Raw genomic sequence first — 18,320 nt, forward strand, 5'->3', positions numbered from 1 at the left:
GTGCCGCACCCCACCCCGCTGCTTCGCAGCGACCCTCCCCACAAGGGGAGGGTAAGTCAGTCCTTCACGCTGCCAGCAACGACTTCAGCTTCACATCCGGCGACCCCAACGCCTCCGGCGCCGGCCTAGCCCGCTTGGCGATCAGCATCTCGGCCAGCCTGATGTCGCGCGCCACGGCATTGCCCGTACCGAGGCCGCTCGCCGCCACCAGCCTGCCATCCTCGGCCAGATGAAACAGAATAAAAGCACCGTCGCCGAGATCGCGGCGGACCGTGCTTTTGCCCTCGTCCGAAAGGCCGGCGATCTGCAGCGACAAACCATACTGATCCGACCAGAACCATGGCACCGCGGCATGCGCTTCGCGGGCGCCCAACATGTTCTTCGCGGCCAGCGCACCCTGTTCCTGCGCATTGCGCCAGGCTTCCAGCCGCACCCGCCGGCCAGCATAGACAGCGAGCGGAAACGAGCAGCAATCGCCGGCGGCGAAGATGTCGGGATCGATTGTTTGGAGTTCGCCATTGACGGCGATGCCGTTATCGACGGTCAGGCCCGCTTCCGCGGCAAGCCCGGTCACCGGCACGGCGCCGATGCCGATGACGGCGAGATCGGCGACGATGTCCTGCCCATCGGCGAGCATGATGTGCACCTCAGCGCCGTCGTCGGCGATATCAGCGATGCCCTGACCGGTGAGCACGGTCACGCCTTCGGCCTCATGCGCCTGATGGATGATTTCAGCGATCTCCGCCGGCACCCCGCGCATGAGGATGCGCGGCTGCGCCTCAATGACCGTGACGCTGGCCCCGAGCTTGCGCGCCGAAGCGGCGAGCTCCAGGCCGATAAAGCCACCACCAATGATGGCGATGCGGTTTGCCGGGCTGAGGTGGGCACGAATGGCCAGCGCGTCGGCAAAGGTGCGGAGGTAGACGCAGCGCGGACCCAATCCCGGCATCGGCAGCTTGCGCGGTGTCGAGCCGGTCGCCAGCAGCAGCTTGTCGTAGGGCAGGGCCGAACCGTCCGACAGCCGCACCATATGCGCCGGGCGGTCGATCGCCACCGCTTGAACGGAATGGATATGCCGGATCGATTTCTCGGCCAGAATTTCGTCGCTGGCGATCGTCTTGATCTCGGCCGCGTCGCTCGTCATTGCGTCCTTGGACAGGGGCGGCCGCTCATAGGGCAGATGGGGTTCGTCACCCACCAGCGTCACCGGCCCGTCATAGCCCAGCTCGCGCAGTGTCAGCGCTGCCCGCCCGCCGCACTCGCCGGCGCCAATGATGACCATTCCCGCCTGCATGGTCCTATCCGATCTGGATCAGCACTTTGCCGGCCTCGACCTTTACCGGATAGGTGGCGAGATTGACGCAAACCGGCGCGCCCCGTGCCGCCCCCGTCTTGTAATTGAAGCGGCCATTGTGCTTGGGGCACTCGATGATGTCGTCCATCACCAGCCCGTCGGCCAGATGCACCTTTTCGTGCGTGCACAGGCCATCGGTGGCGAAATAATCGTCGTCAGGGCTGCGATAGATGGCGAAGGTGCGGCCGCCATGGTCGAAGCGCATCACATCTTCTTGGTCGATGTCGCCGGCGGCGCAGGCCTCGATCCAGTCGCTCATGTGTTCCTCCCAAAAGCAATTCCAGGAAAAGTGCGTTGCGGTTTTCCGTTCGGAGTTGCGACAAAACAAAAGCTTAATCGCGCGATCATTCCGCCGCGGCGGCGACGGCGTCGTTGTGGAGTTCCTCGCGATAGGGCCGCGCCGTTGGCGGCAGTTCGCGCTTGAGGAAATAGTCCTCGTTGCGCAGCTGGCGCAAAAAGGCCGGGATCATCTCGCGGTAGCCGGCCAGGATCGACGGCGTCGGCGCCGGCAGATCGTGCTTGATAAGCGCATGCAGTTTAGGCAGCGCATGATAGGGCACCATCGGGAACATGTGGTGTTCGACGTGATAGTTCATGTTCCAGTAGATGAAGCGGCTGACCGGGTTCATGTAGACGGTGCGGCTGTTCAGCCGGTGGTCGACGACATTTTCGGCGAGCCCGCCATGCTGCAGCAGGCCGACCATGACATGATGCCAGGCGCCGTAGAGCCGGGGCAGCCCGACCAGCATCAGCGGCAGCCATGAGCCGAAATACAGTGCGATCGCGATGGTGACGGCATAGATGGCCGTCCAGATTCGGGCGATGCGAATGGCTTTAGGCTGCTCCTGTTCGGGGATAAAAGTCTTTTCCGCCGCGCTGATATTGCCGACGGCGTTGCGCAGCATGTCCGACATCGCATGCCAGGCATCCAGCACGCCGATAAAGCCAAGCGCAACGCGCAACAGATCCGGCGGCCGCATGACGGAGATTTCCGGGTCGCGGCCGACGATGATGGTGTCGGTGTGGTGGCGGGTGTGGCTCCAGCGCCAGGTCACCGGATTGCGCATGATCATGAAGCAGGCGATCTGGTAGACGGCGTCGTTCATCCATTGGGTGCGGAAGGCGGTGCCATGGCCGCATTCGTGCCAGCGTGAGTCGGTGGAGGAGCCGTAGAGCACGCCATAGACGAAGAAGAACGGCACGCACCACCAGCTGCCCCAGAACCAGGCGCCGCCGGCGGCACTCAGGATCAGCGCGGCCAGCCAGATCGCGGTGTCGCGGATCGCCGGCCCATCGGAGCGCTGCATCAGCTCCTTCATCTGCTTGCGCGGAATATCGGTGTGATACCACTCGGCCGCCGCCAGCCCGGTCTCGACGGCGAGCTTGGAATCGCGGCCGATCAGGCTGTAGTCGCGCCGAAACGGTGGTGTGGATAGTGTCGCTTCCATAGGGGCTGCCTCCGTCGGCCACAGCATCCGTCAGGACGGATATGTCCATTACAGGCGCCTGTGTCCGAGCGCAAAATAGCGCCATGCGGTGATAGTCTCAATATCACAAAGATAGTTTCTATCATTTTCCATCAGAACGATGTAAGCAGTTGCAGGCACTCATGCGGGACAGTCATGGCAAAACGGCCAACCATCACCGATCTGGCGCGCATCTCCGGCGTTAGCGTCGCCACTGTCGACAGGGTGCTGAACAACCGGCTGCCGGTGCGCGAGGAAACCGCGCGCCGCGTCTATGAGGCGGCGACCGGCATCGGCTACCACGCCGCCGGGCTGATCAAGCGGCGCATGCGCCAGGAATTGCCGGAATACCGCCTCGGCTTTCTGCTGCTGCGGGGCAATGATGTTTTTTACGGCGATTTCGCGAGGGAGCTAGAAATGGCGGTCTCGCAATCGCAGCGCTTCCGCGGCGTCGCCACCATCGATTTCGCCAGCTCGCTAGCCGCCGACGAGATCGCCGCCCAGATGCGCAAGCTGGCAGCGAAATCCAGAGCAATCGCCGTTGTCGGTCCGGACCATCCGACGCTGACGGCGGTCGTGGAGTCGCTGAAAGCGAGGGGGCAACCTGTCTTCTCGCTGCTGTCCGACTTTGCCGCTGGCATCCGTGAGGGATATGTCGGCCTCGACAATCGCAAGGTCGGTCGCACCGCGGCCTGGATGATCGCCAGGGCGGCAAAGAACCCCGGCAAGGTCGCCCTTTTCGTCGGCAGTCATCGCTTCCACGGCCATGAACTGCGCGAGATCGGATTTCGCTCCTTCTTCCGCGAACATGCGCCGGACTTCACGGTGATGGAAACGCTGGTCAATCTGGAAGCCAACCAGGTCACCCACGATGCGATGATCGATCTCCTGGTGCGGTATCCGGATCTTGCCGGCTGCTATGTCGCCGGCGGCGGCATGGAAGGCGCGGTCTCGGCGCTGCGCGCAGCGAAGCCCGCAAACATGCCGGTGGTCGTCTGCAACGAGATCAACGCCGAATCGCGCGCGGCACTCGCCGACAACATCCTGACAATGGTGATCTCGACTCCGCTCGCCGCCTTGTGCCGCGAGCTTGTCGACCTGATGGCGCATTCCATCGAGGCCGGCGCCGCCAACGCGCCGGGCCAGACCTTCCTGCCCTTCGACATCTATCTGCCGGAAAATATCTAACGCGTTCTGCCGCGCCGACCCGTTCGGCGTGGGCTCTCCCGGCGATGATAGAATCTATCAGATTCTGCCTTCAGACTCGGCCTGGGCCGCTGTCGGCCTTGATTCGACGTGAAATTGCGGCGCGGCGACCGAAAATCCGCTTTCCGACTTAGGAATCGCTCTTGACGTCTTGCGAAAAAATGGAATAAATATTTCATCAGATTGGTATTTTGGTTCTTTCGTTCCGGAACATCTGTTTCAAACTGGGAGCCTGGCGTTCCATCCCTTGGACAAAACGCCATACGGAACAGGAAGGCATCAGGGAGCGATTCCTCGGGCTATCGGGGATTCCGGGTAGATCGGTGCAGCCGGACACCAATGTGGAGGAGAAACACAATGAAGAAACTGATTTTGGGCGTCGCCTTTGCGGCGCTGATGAGTTCGTCCGCTTTTGCCGCCAAGGTCGGCGTGTCGATGGCCAAGTTCGACGACAACTTCCTCACCGTGCTGCGCAACGGCATGATCGAGCAGGCCAAGGGCATGAGCGGCGTGGAACTGCAGGTCGAGGACGCGCAGAACGACGTCGCCAAGCAGCTCGACCAGATCAAGAACTTCGCCGCCTCGGGCGTCGACGCCATCATCGTCAACCCGGTCGATACCTCGGCCACGCAGGCGATGTCGGACGCCGCCGCAGCCGCCAAGATCCCGTTGGTCTATGTCAACCGCCAGCCGGTCAATGTCGACACGCTGCCGGACAACCAGGCCTTCGTCGCGTCGAACGAGGCCGATTCCGGCACGCTCGAGACCAAGGAAGTCTGCCGCCTGTTCACCGAGGCCGGCAAGAAGGAAGCCAATGTCTATGTCATCATGGGCGAGCTTTCCAACCAGGCCGCCGTGCAGCGCACCAAGGACATCGAAGAGGTGATCGCCACGCCGGAGTGCAGCTTCATCAAGATCATCGACAAGCAGACTTCGAACTGGAACCGCGACGAAGCGCAGAACCTGATGACCAACTGGCTGTCGACCGGCAAGCCGTTCGACGGCGTCATCGCCAACAATGACGAAAGCGCCATCGGCGCCATCCAGGCGATGAAGGCCGCCAACATCGACATGAAGACGGTTGTCGTCGGTGGGGTCGACGCCACGCAGGACGCGCTTGCCGCCATGCAAGCCGGCGACCTCGATGCGACCGTGTTCCAGGACGCGGCCGGCCAGGGCGCCGGCGCGCTCGACGCGGCACTGAAGCTCGCCAAGGGCGAGAAGGTCGAGCACAAGGTCTACGTGCCCTTCCAGCTGGTTACGCCGGCCAACATCGACAAGTTCCTGAAGAAGAACTGAGCCGGCAACTCGTTCGACTAACGGAGCGGCGCATCAATCGCGCCGCTCCCGTTTCCCTCACCGCCCTTACGTGCGGGAGGGCAAATGCCGCCTCACGGAGGACAGACATGTCACAGACATCTCATGGCGTCGGCGGGGTCAGCTATGACGCGAAGAGGCGGACATGGCCGGCCGAATTCAACGTCTTCCTGGCGCTGGTCATTCTGGTCGTCATCTTCGAAATGATCGGCCGCATCTTTCTTGGCGACAGCTTCCTGTTCAACACGCGCGACAACGTCGCCGGGATCTTCAATGAGGCCCGCCTGCAGATCATCATCCTGCAGGTGTCGATCGTCGGCATCATCGCCATCGGCGTCACGCAGGTGATCATTTGCGGCGGCATCGACTTGTCCTCGGGCTCGATCGTCGGCGCCACCGCCATGATCGCCATGAGTTTTGCCCAGGTGGCGACGGTCAACGGTAACCCCAACCCCAAGGCGATGTTCCTGGCGCAAGGCTGGACCGACCTGCCGGTTATCGTGCCGGTGCTGGTCGCCATCGGCTGCGGTCTGCTCGCCGGTCTCGTCAACGGCTCCTTGATTGCATACACGCGCATTCCGCCGTTCATTGCCACGCTCGGCATGATGGTGACCGCGCGCGGCATTGCCAAATGGTGGTCCAAGGGTCAGCCGATCTCGTTTCCGACCGAAAGTTTCGCTGGTATCGGCAAGGGGCTGATGCCGGTCATCATCTTCCTGTCGCTGGCGGTGCTGTTCCAGCTGATCATGACCTACACACGCTACGGCAAGCATTGCTATGCCATCGGCTCCAACGAGGATGCCGCGCGCATGTCCGGCATCAAGATCGCCAACCACAAGATCCTCGTCTACGTCATTGCCGGCATCCTCGCCGCGCTGGCCGCCATCGTGCTCTCCTCCAAGAACCTGACGGCACAGTCCGGCATGGGAGTCATGTACGAGCTCGACGCCATCGCAATGGCGGTCATCGGCGGCGTCTCTTTGTCGGGCGGCCGCGGCTCGATCGTCGGCACCGTGATCGGCTCGCTGATCTTCGGCGTCATCATTTCCGGCTTCACCTTCCTGCGCCTCGACGCCTACTATCAGGAGATGGTCAAGGGCGTGATCATCGTCGGCGCGGTCGTTCTCGACCAATGGCGCCAGCGCATGCGGGCATTGAGGGCTTGACCATGCCAGATATCTCCACGACAGACATCGTCCTGAAGACCGAAAACCTGACCAAGCGTTATGGCGGCGTGCACGCGCTGGAAGGCGCGAATTTCGAGCTGCGCAAGGGCGAGCATGTCGCCATCATGGGCGACAATGGCGCCGGCAAATCGACCTTCGTGCGCCAGATCACCGCCGTCGAGCAACGCACCAGCGGCCAGATCTGGTTCGACGGCAGGGAAGTGAATTTTGCCGGGCCGATCGAAGCGCGCACGGCGGGCATCGAGACCGTGTTCCAGAATCTGGCGCTGGCCGACGATCTCGACGTGCCGTCGAACCTGTTCCTCGGCCGCGAAAAGGTGCTTTTCAATCTCGGGCCGTTCTCGATCCTCGACCGCAAATACATGCGCAAGGCGACCGAGGCGGCGCTGATCCGCACGGCAGTGAAAATCCCCAACCTCTCCAACACCATCCGCCACATGTCGGGCGGCCAGCGCCAGTGCGTTGCCATCGCCAGGACGGCGACCTTCGCCTCCAAGCTGATCATCATGGACGAGCCGACGGCAGCCCTTGGCGTGCAGGAGACCGCGCAGGTCGAAAACATCATCCGCACCCTGAAGGACAATGGCGAACCGCTGATCCTGATCAGCCACAACATGCGCCAGGTGTTCGACCTGTGCGATCGCATCGTCGTCTTCCGGCGCGGCCGCATCGTCGCCAACCTGCGCAAGGAAAACACCGACGGCAACGACATCGTCTCCTACATCACCGGCGCCAAGACGGGGGAGGCGGAACTCGCGGCCTGAACAGGATGGTCATCCTGTTTTCTGGCGTGCTCGAAAAATTATCTTGCCACCTTTCTCAAAAGGAAGGTGGAGACACAACTCTCTCGAACCCATCCCCCTAGAGGAAAACCCCATGACTGTTCGTTTCGCCCTCCTCGGTGCCGGCCGCATCGGCAAGGTCCATGCCCGCGCCGTCGGCTCCAACCCGCAGGCCAGACTGGTGGCCGTTGCCGACGCTTTTGAAAAGGCGGCGACCGAGTTGGCAACCGCCTATGGCGCCGAAGAGCGCACCATCGACGCGATCGAGAAGGCCAACGACATCGACGCCGTGGTCATCTGCACGCCGACCGACACCCATGCCGATCTGATCGAGCGTTTCGCCAAGGCCGGCAAGGCGATCTTCTGCGAGAAGCCGATCGACCTCGACGTCAAGCGCGTCGAGAAGTGCCTGGCCGTGGTCGACAAGGCCAAGGCGACGCTGATGGTCGGCTTCAACCGCCGCTTCGATCCGCACTTCGCCGCCGTGCGCAAGGCGATCGACGACGGCGCCATCGGTACTGTCGAGATGGTCACCATCACCTCGCGCGATCCGGGCGCGCCGCCGGTCGATTACATCAAGCGCTCGGGCGGCATTTTTCGCGACATGACCATCCACGATTTCGACATGGCGCGCTTCCTGCTCGGCGAAGAGGTGGCGGCGGTCAGCGCCCATGCTTCGGTGCTGGTCGACAAGAAGATCGGCGAGGCCGGCGATTTCGATTCGGTCAGCGTCATCCTCGAAACCGCGTCCGGGAAGCAGGCCGTCATCTCCAATTCGCGCCGCGCCACCTATGGCTACGACCAGCGCATCGAGGTGCATGGCTCCAAAGGCATGGTCGCCGCCGAAAACCAGCGGCCGGTGTCGATAGAGGTCGCCAACGAGAAGGGCTATACGCGCCCGCCGCTGCACGATTTCTTCATGACCCGCTATCTCGACGCCTACGCCATCGAGATTGCCGCTTTCATCACTGCTGCAACCTCGGGCAAGAAGGCATCGCCGAGCGGCGCCGACGGCCTCGTGGCGCTGAAGCTGGCCGATGCCGCGCTGAAGTCGGCGACATCAGGCAAGACCGTCCGTCTCGACAAGTAAGAACCGGAACCAAGGCACAGGAGCAGAGCGATGAGCACATCCGCCGATCGCAATTCGAACACGCGCGCCATCGTCACCGGCGGTGCGCAAGGCATCGGCTTTGCCGTCGCCGAAGCGCTGGCCGACGAGGGCTGCAAGGCGCTGGCGCTCATCGGCCGCTCGCAGGAGAAGGGCGACAAGGCGGTCGCCCACTTCAAGAAGGCCGGCGTCGATGCGATCTTCATCAGCGCCGACGTCTCGAAAGTGGCGGACTGCAAGCGTGCGGTGGCAACCGCGATCTCGCATTTCGGCACCATCAACGCGCTGGTCAACGCCGCCGCCACGTCCGCGCGTGGTTCACTTGTCGAAACTTCGGAAGAGGTGTTCGACCAGATTTTCCACACCAATGTGCGTGGTCCCTTCTTCCTGATGCAGGGCGTGGTGGCGCATCTGCTGGACAAGAAGGCGCCGGGCTCGATCGTCAACGTGCTGTCGATGTCGGCACATTGCGGCCAGTCGTTCCTTGCGCCCTATTCCTCGAGCAAGGGCGCGCTGGCGACGCTGACCAAGAACGTCGCCAACGCCTATCGTTTCAACCGCATCCGCTGCAACGCCGTGCTGCCGGGCTGGATGGACACCGAGGGCGAGGACATCGTGCAGAAGAAATGGCACGGTGCCTCCGACGACTGGCTGGCAAAGGCAGAGGCCGGCCAGCCCATGGGCCAACTGGTGAAGCCCGACCAACTGGCGCGGCTGATCAGCTACATGGCCAGCCCGCAATCCGGTGTCATGACCGGCTCGCTGGTTGACTACGACCAGAACGTCGCGGGGACCTCGCCGGAGTAGCCTCAAACCCTGTTGCAGCAACATCGCCATTCCCACATAGTCCTGATAGTCAGGCTAGTCACGAGCATGCGATGCTAACGTCATCCAAAGACACCAACTGGACGGTTGCCGGGGCAAAAGCCCGGCTCTCCGAGGTCATCGAGCGCGCACAGTCCTTGCCGCAGACGATCACCAAGAACGGCAAACCAAGGGTGATTGTCGTCTCGGCCGAGGAATGGCAGCGCAAGATCGCACGCAAGGGTACGCTTGCCGAGTTCCTGCTGGACTCGCCGCTGCGCGGCGCCGATCTCGAGCTTGAACGTCAGCGCGACGAACCGCGTGACCTGCCGCAGTGAGACTGCTGCTCGACACGAATGTCCTGTCCGAGGTGACGAGGCCAGCGCCTGACGCACGTGTCCTGGGCTGGCTGGACGAGCTTGATGAGGACCGCTCCTTCATCAGCGTAGTGTCGATCGCCGAGATCCGGCGCGGCGTCTCTCTGATGGATGAGGGCCGCAAACGCGAGGCGCTGGCCGAATGGCTCGCCCGGGACCTGCCCCAGCGCTTCGAACAGCGGGTTTTGCCGGTGGACGATGCGGTTGCCTTGGCCTGGGGCGACCTGATGGGTCTTGCGAAGCGCCGCGGTCGTGGTCTGTCGTCGATGGACGGCCTGATCGCAGCCACTGCGATTGCGCACGAGCTCACCTTGGCAACGTGCAATACGAAAGATTTCGAAGGCTTTGGGCTTGAACTCTTCGATCCCTGGACCGCATGAGCCGCTCCGCGTTATACGTGTTGGCGATTGGCGAACCGCCGGCACTTCGTCATCCACGGGCGGAGCAAGGAGCGTGGCGACGCAGCGCAGACCCGAGGATCCATGCCGCGACTTCAGAGCGCTGCTACGGTCCAGAATTCTGCTCTGCCGCACTCCACGGCCCAGGTCACGGAATGGATCCCAGGGTCTCCGCGACGGAGCTTCGCTCCTGCTCCGCCCAGGGATGACGAAATCGCGAGGATTCGGCCAATCCCGAATTGTCTCCGCATACCCCACGTGACAAGCGCCTCGGCATCGACTATATGAACCTCATGATCAACCTGACCGCCACCTATTGGTACTTTACGAGCTCGCTGGCGGCGGGAGGATTGCGCTCGATCTGAAGATTGCAGCAACAAGTCCGAACAGCCGCCAGACCTGGCGGCTTTTTTGTATCAGCCGGCAGGTCTCCTAAAAACAGGAGCAGAAAGCCGTGTTGACCACCACAGACGATCTTCGGGTCAAGGAAATCCGAGAATTGAGTACGCCGGACGAGGTGATGCGGGAGATCCCGCGCACGCTGATGGCAACGCGCACCGTGAGCGCATCACGCAACGCCACCCATGCCATCTTGAACGGCACCGACGACCGGCTGCTTGTCATCGTCGGCCCGTGTTCGATCCACGACCCGGTCGCGGCCGTTGACTATGCCAGCCGGCTAGTGGCGCTGCGCGAGACCCTGTCCGACCGGTTGGAGATCGTCATGCGGGTCTATTTCGAAAAGCCGCGCACGACTGTCGGCTGGAAGGGCCTTATCAACGATCCCGATCTCGACGGCAGCTTCAACATCGACAAGGGGCTGCGGATGGCGCGCAACGTGCTGTCGGCGGTCAACAATCTCGGCCTGCCCTCGGCCACCGAATTTCTCGACATGACGACGCCGCAATACATTGCCGACCTCGTCGCCTGGGGCGCCATCGGCGCGCGCACCACCGAGAGCCAGATCCACCGCGAACTGGCTTCCGGCCTGTCCTGCCCGGTCGGCTTCAAGAACGGCACCGACGGCAATCTCAGGATCGCCGCCGAGGCGGTGAAATCCGCCGCCCAGCCGCATCATTTCATGGCGGTGACCAAGGGCGGACGCAGCGGCATTGCGACTACTACCGGCAATGAGGACTGCCACGTCATCCTGCGCGGCGGCGTTCAGCCGAATTACGATTCGGCGAGCGTCGAGGCGGCCTCGGTCGAACTTGCCCGCATCGGCGTCGCCCCCCGTCTGATGATCGATGTCAGCCACGCGAACTCGAGCAAGAAGCCGGAGAACCAGCCGAAGGTGGCGGCCGATGTCGCCGGCCATGTGGCAGCAGGGGACGAGCGTATCATCGGCGTCATGATCGAGAGCAATCTCGTCGCCGGCCGGCAGGACGTGGTATCAGGCAAGCCGCTCGTCTATGGCCAGAGCATCACAGATGGCTGCATCGACTGGGCGACCACAGAGACGGTGCTGCACGGCCTCGCCGGCGCCGTAGAATGGCGCCGCTCAGCCCGCCGCGCCATGATGGAGAACCGGCCGGGCGCCGCCTGATACGAGGCGATGCGCGGGAAGGACGCTGCGGCTCCCCTTGCACCCCGGCAACCGGTCTGCTAAATACTGAACCGTATGGTTCAGTATACCGACTTGGATTCCTCGTTCGCCGCGCTCTCGGACGCCACCCGGCGTGGCGTTCTGGAGCAGCTCGGACGCGCAGACGCTTCGATCACCGAGCTTGCCGGAAAGTTCCACATGACCCTCACGGGCATGAAGAAGCACGTCGGCGTCCTGGAGCAGGCGGGGCTCGTCACCACGCAGAAGGTTGGCCGCGTGCGGACCTGCAAGCTCGGCCTGCGCGGACTGGAGGAAGAGGCGGCCTGGATCGAGCGGCACCGCCTGCTCTGGGACGCACGCTTCAACGAGTTGGACAAGGTTGTCGAGGAATTGAAACGGAAGGAGAAAGCCGATGCGCCAAAGAACCGAGAGTGAGCCCACGAACAGCCGCACCACGGTCGAACGGAAGTCCGAACGGGAGCTGGTCGTCACGCGAACGGTCAACGGTCCGGCGCGCATCGTGTTCGAGGCGTGGACCAAGCCCGAGCTGTTCAAGCAGTGGTGGGTGCCGAAGTCGATGGGCATGTTCCTGCGTTCCTGCGAGATGGATGCTCGTACCGGAGGCACGTACCGCCTGGTGTTCGGCCACGACGCCTCGGACCTTCACGAATTCTTCGGCAGGTATATCGAAGTGACACCCCACTCACGCCTCGTCTGGACCAATGACGAAGGTGGTGACGGTGGACCCGTCACCACGCTGACCTTCGAGGAAAAGGGTGGCAAGACGCTGCTGGTCATGCACGAACTCTATCCCTCGAAGGAGGCTCTCGACGCGGCCGGTACCGGGGCGGCGGATGCGATGGGCGAGACGTTCGAGCAATTGGACGAGCTTCTCGTCGTCTTGGGCGAGGGCGTGAGGCGGTCATGACGTCATCGGTCTCGCGGACGGGGTAGCTGCCGCCCTCGACGACCAAAAGACCGGGACAGTGATCCGCAAGCGCCGCGCCGAGGCGAAGAAACGCGGCGTCATCGCTTGATCGGGATCACGCTGCCCTCAACCCTTCCCATGCCGTAAACACCGAGACCGCAAACAGCAGCAGTCCGGCCGCCCGGCCCGCAAAAGCGGTCGCCCGCGGATTGGCCACCAGCAGATTGCGGCTGCGGCCGGCGGTGATGGCGAGCCCGCCATAGATGGCGGCCTGCGTCAGCATCGTCAGCAAGCCCATGACCGTCGCCTGCATCCAGATCGGGCCGTAATCCGGCTTCAGGAACTGCGGATAGACGGCAAATATGAAGAGATAGGCCTTCGGGTTGATCAGGCAGGTCACCAGTCCCTGGCGAAAGGCCTTCCAGGCCGTACGGCTGCCGGCGGGCCCGTCATGGCCGACGGTGATGGAACTGCGCATCAGCGAGATGCCGATGAAGGCCATGTAGGCGGCGCCGGCTATCAGCAGCGGCTTGTACAGGATCGGCACGAAATGCATCAGCAGGCCGACGCCGATGGCGCCGTTCAGCGTGTGCACGATGCCGCCGGCCATGATGCCGCCGGTGGCGGCGAGGCCCCGGTCGCGGCCGCCGGTGAGCGCATTGGCAAGCACGAACAGCATGTCCATGCCGGGCACGATGATGATGCCGGACAGCAGGATAAAGAACAGCCAGAGATTTTCCGCGTAACTCATGTCAGTTGCCTGTCGCTTCCTGCTGGGGTGCCGTTGAGGAATTTGTTGATTTTCAACCCGATAGGCAGTCCAATAAATCATCCCAACTGACGGGGATGTGTCAGTAGCGTTTCATCAGGGAGAGGAAATGCGCAAGGCGTCGCGCCTGTTCGAGATCATCCAGATCCTGCGGCTGGCGCGGCAGCCGGTGACGGCGGCCATGATCGCCGGGCAGCTGGAAGTCACGGTGCGTTCGATCTATCGCGACATCGCCGCACTGCAGGCGATGCGCGTGCCGATCGAAGGCGGGCGCGGTATCGGCTATATATTGCGGCCCGGCTTCGACCTGCCGCCGCTGATGTTTTCGATCGAGGAGATGGAAGCGATCGTCCTGTCGCTCGCCCTGCTGGAGCGCACGGGAGACAGCGAACTCAAGCAGGCGGCCAAGCGCGTCAGCGCCAAGATCGCCGGCGCCGTGCCGCCGCCGTTGCGCCAGGCGTTCGACGCCAACGCACTGCATGTCTGGGGGTTCGCAGCACCGGCAATCGGCACCATCGATCTGGCGCTTGTGCGCCGCGCCATCCGCGACGAGGAAAAGCTCGACCTGTCCTATCGCGACGAAATCGGCCGCGCCTCCGAGCGGCTGATCCGTCCAATCGCGCTGATCTACTATTCAGAAACCGCCAACATCGTCGCCTGGTGCGAATTGCGCCAGGCCATCCGCAATTTCCGCAGCGACCGCATCGCGGATTGCCGGGCGACCGGCCTGCGCTTCAAGGGCGAAGGCGATCGCCTGCGGCAGGTCTGGGTCGATGGCTGGAACGCTGTCGCTGGCGGCTGAAGCGAGCGGATCTTACCGCACATCCACCCAGCGCTTCTCCTCGAACGACCTCGCCATCGCGTGCACGGTGCGTTCGATCTCCAGCCCTTCGGCGAACTCGATGACCCGTGCCGGCCTGCCGGCAAGCCGCGTCAGCAATTCGTGGCACTCGATGATCTTGAGATCGTTGAAGCCGAGCCCATGGCCCGGCGCCGGGAGGAAGGCGTCGTAGGGCTTGTGATGTGGCGCGACCAGTATGGTGCGGTAGCCCTGTTCGGTCGGGCGATCGGCGGTGACATAGAGCTGGATTTCGTTCATCCGCTCCTGGTCGAACAGGATCGATCCCTTGGAGCCGAAAATCTGGATGGCGATGCGGCCCTTGCGGCCCCAGGCCGAGCGGTTGACCAGCAGCGTGCCGGCAATGCCGTTTTCCAGATGCATCAAAACGCTGGCGATGTCGTAGGTCTCCACCGCACGGCGGCCGCCGCTGGCCAGCTTGCGGTCGACATAGGGTTTGGCCATGTCGCAGATGACTTTTGCGACGCGGCCGAACAGCGTCGAGACCAGCGACAGCGGATGCACGGCGAAATCGTCGAGCGCGCCATAGCCGGATGCGGCCTCATGCTTCCAGAAGAACAGCGCTTCGGGGTCGGCCATGAAGTCCTCGTCCATCTCGATGCGCAGATGGTTGACCTCGCCGATGATCTTTTCCTCGAGCAGCGCGCCGATGTGGCGGATGGCCGGGCTCTGTATGTAGTTGTAGCCAAGCGCTGCGACCTTGCCGGACTTCTTCGCCGCGGCCGCCATCGCCGCTGCTTCGGCAAAGCTCGGCGCCATCGGCTTCTCGCACCACAGATGCTTGCCGGCTTCGAGAATAGCGATGGCCATCTCCGGATGGAACTGATTGGGCGTGGTCAGCGAGACGATATCGACCTCGGGGTCGTTGACGACGGCACGCCAGTCGCCCGACGCCTTGGCGAAGCCGAACTCACCGGCCTTGCGCTTGGCCAGCTCCTCGTTGACCTCGCCGAGATGGACCAGCTTCGGCTTGGCGACATCGGGAAAGACGGCGCCGACGGCGCTCCACGCAATGGCGTGGCATTTGCCCATGAAACCCGTGCCGATAAGACCAACGCCGACCATTTCTTTCTCCCAATACCTGAAGCGATCGATGGATGAATTAGTCCATTTCTTCTCCGAATGGAATGTCTGCCTCATTTTTTATGGCCTTCTTGCGCAGGCTCGCTATGATGGGGCAGAGAGGACGTCACTTGAGTTAAAGAGAGCATGATGTCGTCCGAAAACCGCTGCACACTTTTCGGCATCATGCTCTAGATGAGCTTGGACGGGGCGACGATGGACGAACGGGTACCTCGCGACTTCGAGACGCTGCGCGCCACGATCCTCGATCGCCGTGAAACCTTGCCCAAGCGCATCGCCCAGATCGCCGCCTATGCGCTCGACAATCCCGATGACATCGCCTTCGGCACCGCCGCCAGCATCGCCGCTTCGGCGGGCGTGCAGCCGTCCACCTTGATCCGCTTTGCCCAGCAACTAGGCTTCGACGGCTTCACCAGCCTGCAGCAGGTGTTTCGCGAGCGGCTGCGCGAGCGCAATTCCTCTTATGACGAACGCCTGCAGGCGCTGCGCGCCAAGGCCGATGCGGGTGCTGGACACCGAGCCATCTTCGACGGCTTCGTCGCCGCCGCCAGCACTTCGCTCAACGATATTTCGCGCTCGCTGGACGAGGCGCATCTGGAAGACGCGATCTCGCTGCTGGCCAAGGCCGAGACCATCTATGTCCTGGCCAAGCGCCGCTCCTACCCGGTGGCGAGCTACATCGCCTATGCCTTGGGCAAGCTGAAGATCCGCAACCAGCTGATCGAATCCGCCGCCGGCCTCAATGCCGAGATGGTCGCCTTCGCCACCCCGGCGGACGCCGTCATTGCCATCAGTTTCTCGCCCTATGCGCCGGCCACCATCGAGGAGGCCCGCACCATTTCCGAACAGGGCGTGCCGATCATCGCCATCACCGACAGTTCGTTTTCGCCACTAGCGCAGTTCGCCAAGGTCTGGTTCGAGGTCGCCGAGGCCGATTTTGCCGGCTTCCGCTCGCTGTCGGCCACCATGGCGCTGGCCATGGCGCTCACCGTCGGCGTCGGCGAGAAGCGGCGCAGCACGGGCAAGAAGCGCAAAGCCTAGGCCGGCGCCCGGCGCTCGAATTCGCGGAAGGAATGCTCATTCCATATTGACTATAGATTGGAATTATTATTTCATATTCCCGGCGCCACGCTGCCGCTCGCGCGTGTCCCCCAACTACGTTGCTCAAGACAACAAGACCGACGGGAGGTTCCAATGAGCGAAGCCGTGGACGCCAAACAGGCGACGCTCGATGTTATCACCATCGGTCGCGCTTCCGTCGACCTTTACGGCCAGCAGATCGGCTCGCGGCTGGAGGACATCACCTCCTTCGCCAAATCGGTCGGCGGCTGCCCGGCCAACATCTCGGTTGGCACGGCGAGACTAGGCCTGCGCTCGGCGCTGCTCACCCGCGTCGGCGACGAGCAGATGGGCCGCTTCATCCGCGAGCAGCTGCGGCGCGAAGGCGTCAATGTCGACGGGCTGAAGACCGACAAGGAACGGCTGACGGCTCTGGTGCTGCTTTCGGTCGAGAGCGAAGGCGTCTCGCCGATGATCTTTTATCGCAGCGACTGCGCCGACATGGCGCTCGCCGAAGAAGACATCGATGAAGCCTTCATCGCCTCGGCCCGTTCCATCGTCGTCACCGGCACGCATTTTTCCCGACCCAACAGCGACGCCGCCCAGCGCAAGGCGATCCGCATCATCAAGGCCAGGGGCGGCAAGGTGGTGTTCGACATCGACTACCGCCCCAACCTCTGGGGACTCGCAGGCCATGCCGAGGGTTTTGAGCGCTATGTCAAATCCGACCGCGTCTCGGCCCAGCTGAAGACGGTGCTGCCCGATTGCGACCTCATCGTCGGCACCGAGGAAGAGATCATGATCGCCTCGGGCGCCGACGATTGCCTGAGCGCGCTGAAGACGATCCGCGCGCTGTCCAAGGCAACCATCGTACTGAAGCGCGGCGCCATGGGCTGCATCGTCTATGACGGGCCGATCAGCGACGATCTGGAAGACGGTATCGTCGGCAAGGGCTTTCCGATCGAGATCTATAATGTGCTGGGCGCGGGCGATGCCTTCATGTCCGGTTTCCTGCGCGGCTGGCTGGGTGGCGAAGATCATGCGACAGCGGCGACCTGGGCCAATGCCTGCGGCGCCTTCGCCGTGTCGCGGCTGCTCTGCGCGCCGGAATATCCGACCTTCGAGGAATTGCAGTTCTTCCTCAAGAACGGCAGCAAGCACTTAGCGTTGCGCAAGGACGAGGCTATCAACCACATCCATTGGGCGACGACCCGCCGCCGCGATATCCCCTCGATGATGGCGCTCGCCTGCGACCACCGTGTGCAGCTTGAGGACGTCGCGGCAAAGACCGGCGCCGATCCGGCGCGCATCCGCGATTTCAAGGTGCTGGCGGTCAAGGCTGCGGCGAAAGTCGCCGCCGGCCGCGACGGCTATGGCATGCTGATCGACGAGAAGCATGGCCGCGAGGCGATGTTCGAATTCGCCCGCCACCCCTTTGCCTGGCTCGGCCGTCCCGTCGAACTGCCGGGCTCGCGGCCGCTGCGCTTCGAGTTCTCGCAGGACATCGGCTCGCAACTGGTGGAATGGCCGGTCGACCACTGCATCAAATGCCTGTGCTTCTATCACCCCGACGATCCGGCAGCGCTCAAGGAAGAGCAGCAGCAGAAGCTGCGCTCGCTGTTCGAAGCCGCGCGGAAGGTCGGCCGGGAGCTTCTGGTCGAGATCATCGCCGGCAAGCACGGCAAGCTCGATGACACGACGATCCCGCGCGCCCTGGAAGAACTCTATGCGCTTGGCATCAAGCCGGACTGGTGGAAGCTCGAACCGCAGGCGTCGGCCGGCGCCTGGGCCAAGATCGAAGCGGTGATCCTGAAGCACGATCCCTGGTGTCGTGGCGTCGTGCTGCTGGGTCTCGAAGCGCCGCAGGACGAACTGGAAGCGGCCTTTGCCGCCACCGCCAAGGCGCCGATCGTCAAGGGCTTTGCCGTCGGCCGCACCATCTTCGTCCACGCCGCCGAACAATGGCTGGCCGGCAGGATGACGGATGACCAGGCTATCGCCGACATGGCCGCGCGCTTCGAACAGTTGACCGAAGCGTGGCTTGCTGCGCGTGGCCGTAAAGCAGCATAAAGGCGCG

At 63.1% G+C, this 18,320-nt stretch carries 20 protein-coding genes; 15 read left to right on the forward strand and 5 right to left on the reverse strand.

Annotation, left to right across the window (positions count from 1 at the left end; genetic code table 11):
* Positions 1 to 64: 64 nt before the first annotated feature.
* The 3 genes from NKI32_RS04645 to NKI32_RS04655 form a co-directional block, all read right to left on the reverse strand.
* Entirely contained in the window at positions 65 to 1,294 is a 1,230-nt protein-coding gene (locus tag NKI32_RS04645; protein ID WP_031196408.1) for an NAD(P)/FAD-dependent oxidoreductase, read from the reverse strand.
* Positions 1,295 to 1,298: 4 nt separating this feature from the next.
* Positions 1,299 to 1,613 carry a MocE family 2Fe-2S type ferredoxin gene (locus tag NKI32_RS04650; protein WP_353002070.1) on the reverse strand — a complete coding sequence of 105 codons (315 nt, stop codon included), beginning with the start codon at positions 1,611 to 1,613 and terminating at the stop codon, positions 1,299 to 1,301.
* Positions 1,614 to 1,698: 85 nt separating this feature from the next.
* Positions 1,699 to 2,802, reverse strand: coding sequence for a fatty acid desaturase family protein (locus NKI32_RS04655; protein WP_353002072.1), 1,104 nt, complete (start codon positions 2,800 to 2,802; stop codon positions 1,699 to 1,701).
* A 174-nt stretch (positions 2,803 to 2,976) separates the two neighbouring features.
* Between NKI32_RS04655 and NKI32_RS04660 the strand changes: the two genes are divergently transcribed.
* The 12 genes from NKI32_RS04660 to NKI32_RS04715 all read left to right on the forward strand — a co-directional run bounded on the left by NKI32_RS04660 (position 2,977) and on the right by NKI32_RS04715 (position 12,473).
* Positions 2,977 to 4,008, forward strand: coding sequence for a LacI family DNA-binding transcriptional regulator (locus NKI32_RS04660; RefSeq protein ID WP_023684066.1), 1,032 nt, complete (start codon positions 2,977 to 2,979; stop codon positions 4,006 to 4,008).
* 375 nt (positions 4,009 to 4,383) lie between these two features.
* A complete protein-coding gene (locus NKI32_RS04665) occupies positions 4,384 to 5,325 on the forward strand; it encodes a sugar ABC transporter substrate-binding protein (RefSeq protein WP_023684065.1) in 942 nt (313 codons plus the stop codon).
* A 107-nt stretch (positions 5,326 to 5,432) separates the two neighbouring features.
* Positions 5,433 to 6,509, forward strand: a complete 1,077-nt coding sequence (locus tag NKI32_RS04670; protein WP_023703753.1) for an ABC transporter permease — start codon at positions 5,433 to 5,435, stop codon at positions 6,507 to 6,509.
* Between the two features lie 2 nt (positions 6,510 to 6,511).
* Positions 6,512 to 7,294, forward strand: coding sequence for an ATP-binding cassette domain-containing protein (locus NKI32_RS04675; protein WP_027049093.1), 783 nt, complete (start codon positions 6,512 to 6,514; stop codon positions 7,292 to 7,294).
* A gap of 112 nt (positions 7,295 to 7,406) precedes the next feature.
* The gene (gene iolG, locus NKI32_RS04680; protein ID WP_353002074.1) at positions 7,407 to 8,402 is read left to right on the forward strand and encodes an inositol 2-dehydrogenase; all 996 of its coding nucleotides are present in this window, start codon (positions 7,407 to 7,409) and stop codon (positions 8,400 to 8,402) included.
* A 30-nt stretch (positions 8,403 to 8,432) separates the two neighbouring features.
* Complete coding sequence (locus NKI32_RS04685) at positions 8,433 to 9,227, forward strand: SDR family oxidoreductase (protein ID WP_023672334.1); 795 nt, start codon at positions 8,433 to 8,435, stop codon at positions 9,225 to 9,227.
* Between the two features lie 71 nt (positions 9,228 to 9,298).
* Entirely contained in the window at positions 9,299 to 9,562 is a 264-nt protein-coding gene (locus tag NKI32_RS04690; RefSeq protein ID WP_353002076.1) for a type II toxin-antitoxin system prevent-host-death family antitoxin, read from the forward strand.
* A complete protein-coding gene (locus NKI32_RS04695; RefSeq protein ID WP_023672336.1) occupies positions 9,559 to 9,981 on the forward strand; it encodes a type II toxin-antitoxin system VapC family toxin in 423 nt (140 codons plus the stop codon). Before NKI32_RS04690 ends, NKI32_RS04695 begins: the two co-directional genes overlap by 4 nt.
* A 257-nt stretch (positions 9,982 to 10,238) precedes the next feature.
* Positions 10,239 to 10,364 carry a hypothetical protein gene (locus NKI32_RS04700; protein ID WP_280800225.1) on the forward strand — a complete coding sequence of 42 codons (126 nt, stop codon included), beginning with the start codon at positions 10,239 to 10,241 and terminating at the stop codon, positions 10,362 to 10,364.
* Between the two features lie 89 nt (positions 10,365 to 10,453).
* Positions 10,454 to 11,545 carry a 3-deoxy-7-phosphoheptulonate synthase gene (locus NKI32_RS04705; RefSeq protein ID WP_353002079.1) on the forward strand — a complete coding sequence of 364 codons (1,092 nt, stop codon included), beginning with the start codon at positions 10,454 to 10,456 and terminating at the stop codon, positions 11,543 to 11,545.
* Positions 11,546 to 11,620: 75 nt separating this feature from the next.
* Positions 11,621 to 11,980: an ArsR/SmtB family transcription factor gene (locus NKI32_RS04710; RefSeq protein ID WP_023672338.1), complete on the forward strand. Its 360-nt coding sequence runs from the start codon at positions 11,621 to 11,623 to the stop codon at positions 11,978 to 11,980.
* Entirely contained in the window at positions 11,958 to 12,473 is a 516-nt protein-coding gene (locus tag NKI32_RS04715) for an SRPBCC domain-containing protein (RefSeq protein ID WP_023702091.1), read from the forward strand. Before NKI32_RS04710 ends, NKI32_RS04715 begins: the two co-directional genes overlap by 23 nt.
* Before the next feature lie 115 nt (positions 12,474 to 12,588).
* Here NKI32_RS04715 and NKI32_RS04720 read toward each other — a convergent pair whose 3' ends face one another.
* On the reverse strand, positions 12,589 to 13,224 hold the full coding sequence (locus NKI32_RS04720) for a LysE family translocator (protein WP_353002081.1): 636 nt from the start codon (positions 13,222 to 13,224) through the stop codon (positions 12,589 to 12,591).
* A gap of 127 nt (positions 13,225 to 13,351) precedes the next feature.
* Between NKI32_RS04720 and NKI32_RS04725 the strand changes: the two genes are divergently transcribed.
* Positions 13,352 to 14,044, forward strand: coding sequence for a helix-turn-helix transcriptional regulator (locus NKI32_RS04725; protein ID WP_353002083.1), 693 nt, complete (start codon positions 13,352 to 13,354; stop codon positions 14,042 to 14,044).
* A gap of 12 nt (positions 14,045 to 14,056) precedes the next feature.
* Here the strand turns inward: NKI32_RS04725 and NKI32_RS04730 are convergent, their stop codons facing one another.
* Positions 14,057 to 15,166: a Gfo/Idh/MocA family protein gene (locus NKI32_RS04730; RefSeq protein WP_353002085.1), complete on the reverse strand. Its 1,110-nt coding sequence runs from the start codon at positions 15,164 to 15,166 to the stop codon at positions 14,057 to 14,059.
* A 213-nt stretch (positions 15,167 to 15,379) separates the two neighbouring features.
* On the opposite strand from NKI32_RS04730, the gene NKI32_RS04735 reads away from it, so the two are divergent.
* On the forward strand, positions 15,380 to 16,225 hold the full coding sequence (locus NKI32_RS04735; protein ID WP_023703746.1) for a MurR/RpiR family transcriptional regulator: 846 nt from the start codon (positions 15,380 to 15,382) through the stop codon (positions 16,223 to 16,225).
* A 153-nt stretch (positions 16,226 to 16,378) separates the two neighbouring features.
* A complete protein-coding gene (locus tag NKI32_RS04740; protein ID WP_353002087.1) occupies positions 16,379 to 18,313 on the forward strand; it encodes a bifunctional 5-dehydro-2-deoxygluconokinase/5-dehydro-2-deoxyphosphogluconate aldolase in 1,935 nt (644 codons plus the stop codon).
* Positions 18,314 to 18,320 lie beyond the last annotated feature (7 nt).

It is taken from the genome of Mesorhizobium sp. M0761 (genome assembly GCF_040320205.1).
Lineage (GTDB): Bacteria > Pseudomonadota > Alphaproteobacteria > Rhizobiales > Rhizobiaceae > Mesorhizobium.

Bases quoted from the DNA above. Each gene is read 5' to 3' on its own strand.
- NKI32_RS04645 (WP_031196408.1), bottom strand. From the start codon at position 1,294: ATGCAGGCGGGAATGGTCATCATTGGCGCCGGCGAGTGCGGCGGGCGG.
- NKI32_RS04650 (WP_353002070.1), bottom strand. From the start codon at position 1,613: ATGAGCGACTGGATCGAGGCCTGCGCCGCCGGCGACATCGACCAAGAA.
- NKI32_RS04655 (WP_353002072.1), bottom strand. From the start codon at position 2,802: ATGGAAGCGACACTATCCACACCACCGTTTCGGCGCGACTACAGCCTG.
- NKI32_RS04660 (WP_023684066.1), top strand. From the start codon at position 2,977: ATGGCAAAACGGCCAACCATCACCGATCTGGCGCGCATCTCCGGCGTT.
- NKI32_RS04665 (WP_023684065.1), top strand. From the start codon at position 4,384: ATGAAGAAACTGATTTTGGGCGTCGCCTTTGCGGCGCTGATGAGTTCG.
- NKI32_RS04670 (WP_023703753.1), top strand. From the start codon at position 5,433: ATGTCACAGACATCTCATGGCGTCGGCGGGGTCAGCTATGACGCGAAG.
- NKI32_RS04675 (WP_027049093.1), top strand. From the start codon at position 6,512: ATGCCAGATATCTCCACGACAGACATCGTCCTGAAGACCGAAAACCTG.
- iolG (WP_353002074.1), top strand. From the start codon at position 7,407: ATGACTGTTCGTTTCGCCCTCCTCGGTGCCGGCCGCATCGGCAAGGTC.
- NKI32_RS04685 (WP_023672334.1), top strand. From the start codon at position 8,433: ATGAGCACATCCGCCGATCGCAATTCGAACACGCGCGCCATCGTCACC.
- NKI32_RS04690 (WP_353002076.1), top strand. From the start codon at position 9,299: ATGCTAACGTCATCCAAAGACACCAACTGGACGGTTGCCGGGGCAAAA.
- NKI32_RS04710 (WP_023672338.1), top strand. From the start codon at position 11,621: ATGGTTCAGTATACCGACTTGGATTCCTCGTTCGCCGCGCTCTCGGAC.
- NKI32_RS04715 (WP_023702091.1), top strand. From the start codon at position 11,958: ATGCGCCAAAGAACCGAGAGTGAGCCCACGAACAGCCGCACCACGGTC.
- NKI32_RS04720 (WP_353002081.1), bottom strand. From the start codon at position 13,224: ATGAGTTACGCGGAAAATCTCTGGCTGTTCTTTATCCTGCTGTCCGGC.
- NKI32_RS04725 (WP_353002083.1), top strand. From the start codon at position 13,352: ATGCGCAAGGCGTCGCGCCTGTTCGAGATCATCCAGATCCTGCGGCTG.
- NKI32_RS04730 (WP_353002085.1), bottom strand. From the start codon at position 15,166: ATGGTCGGCGTTGGTCTTATCGGCACGGGTTTCATGGGCAAATGCCAC.
- NKI32_RS04735 (WP_023703746.1), top strand. From the start codon at position 15,380: ATGGACGAACGGGTACCTCGCGACTTCGAGACGCTGCGCGCCACGATC.
- NKI32_RS04740 (WP_353002087.1), top strand. From the start codon at position 16,379: ATGAGCGAAGCCGTGGACGCCAAACAGGCGACGCTCGATGTTATCACC.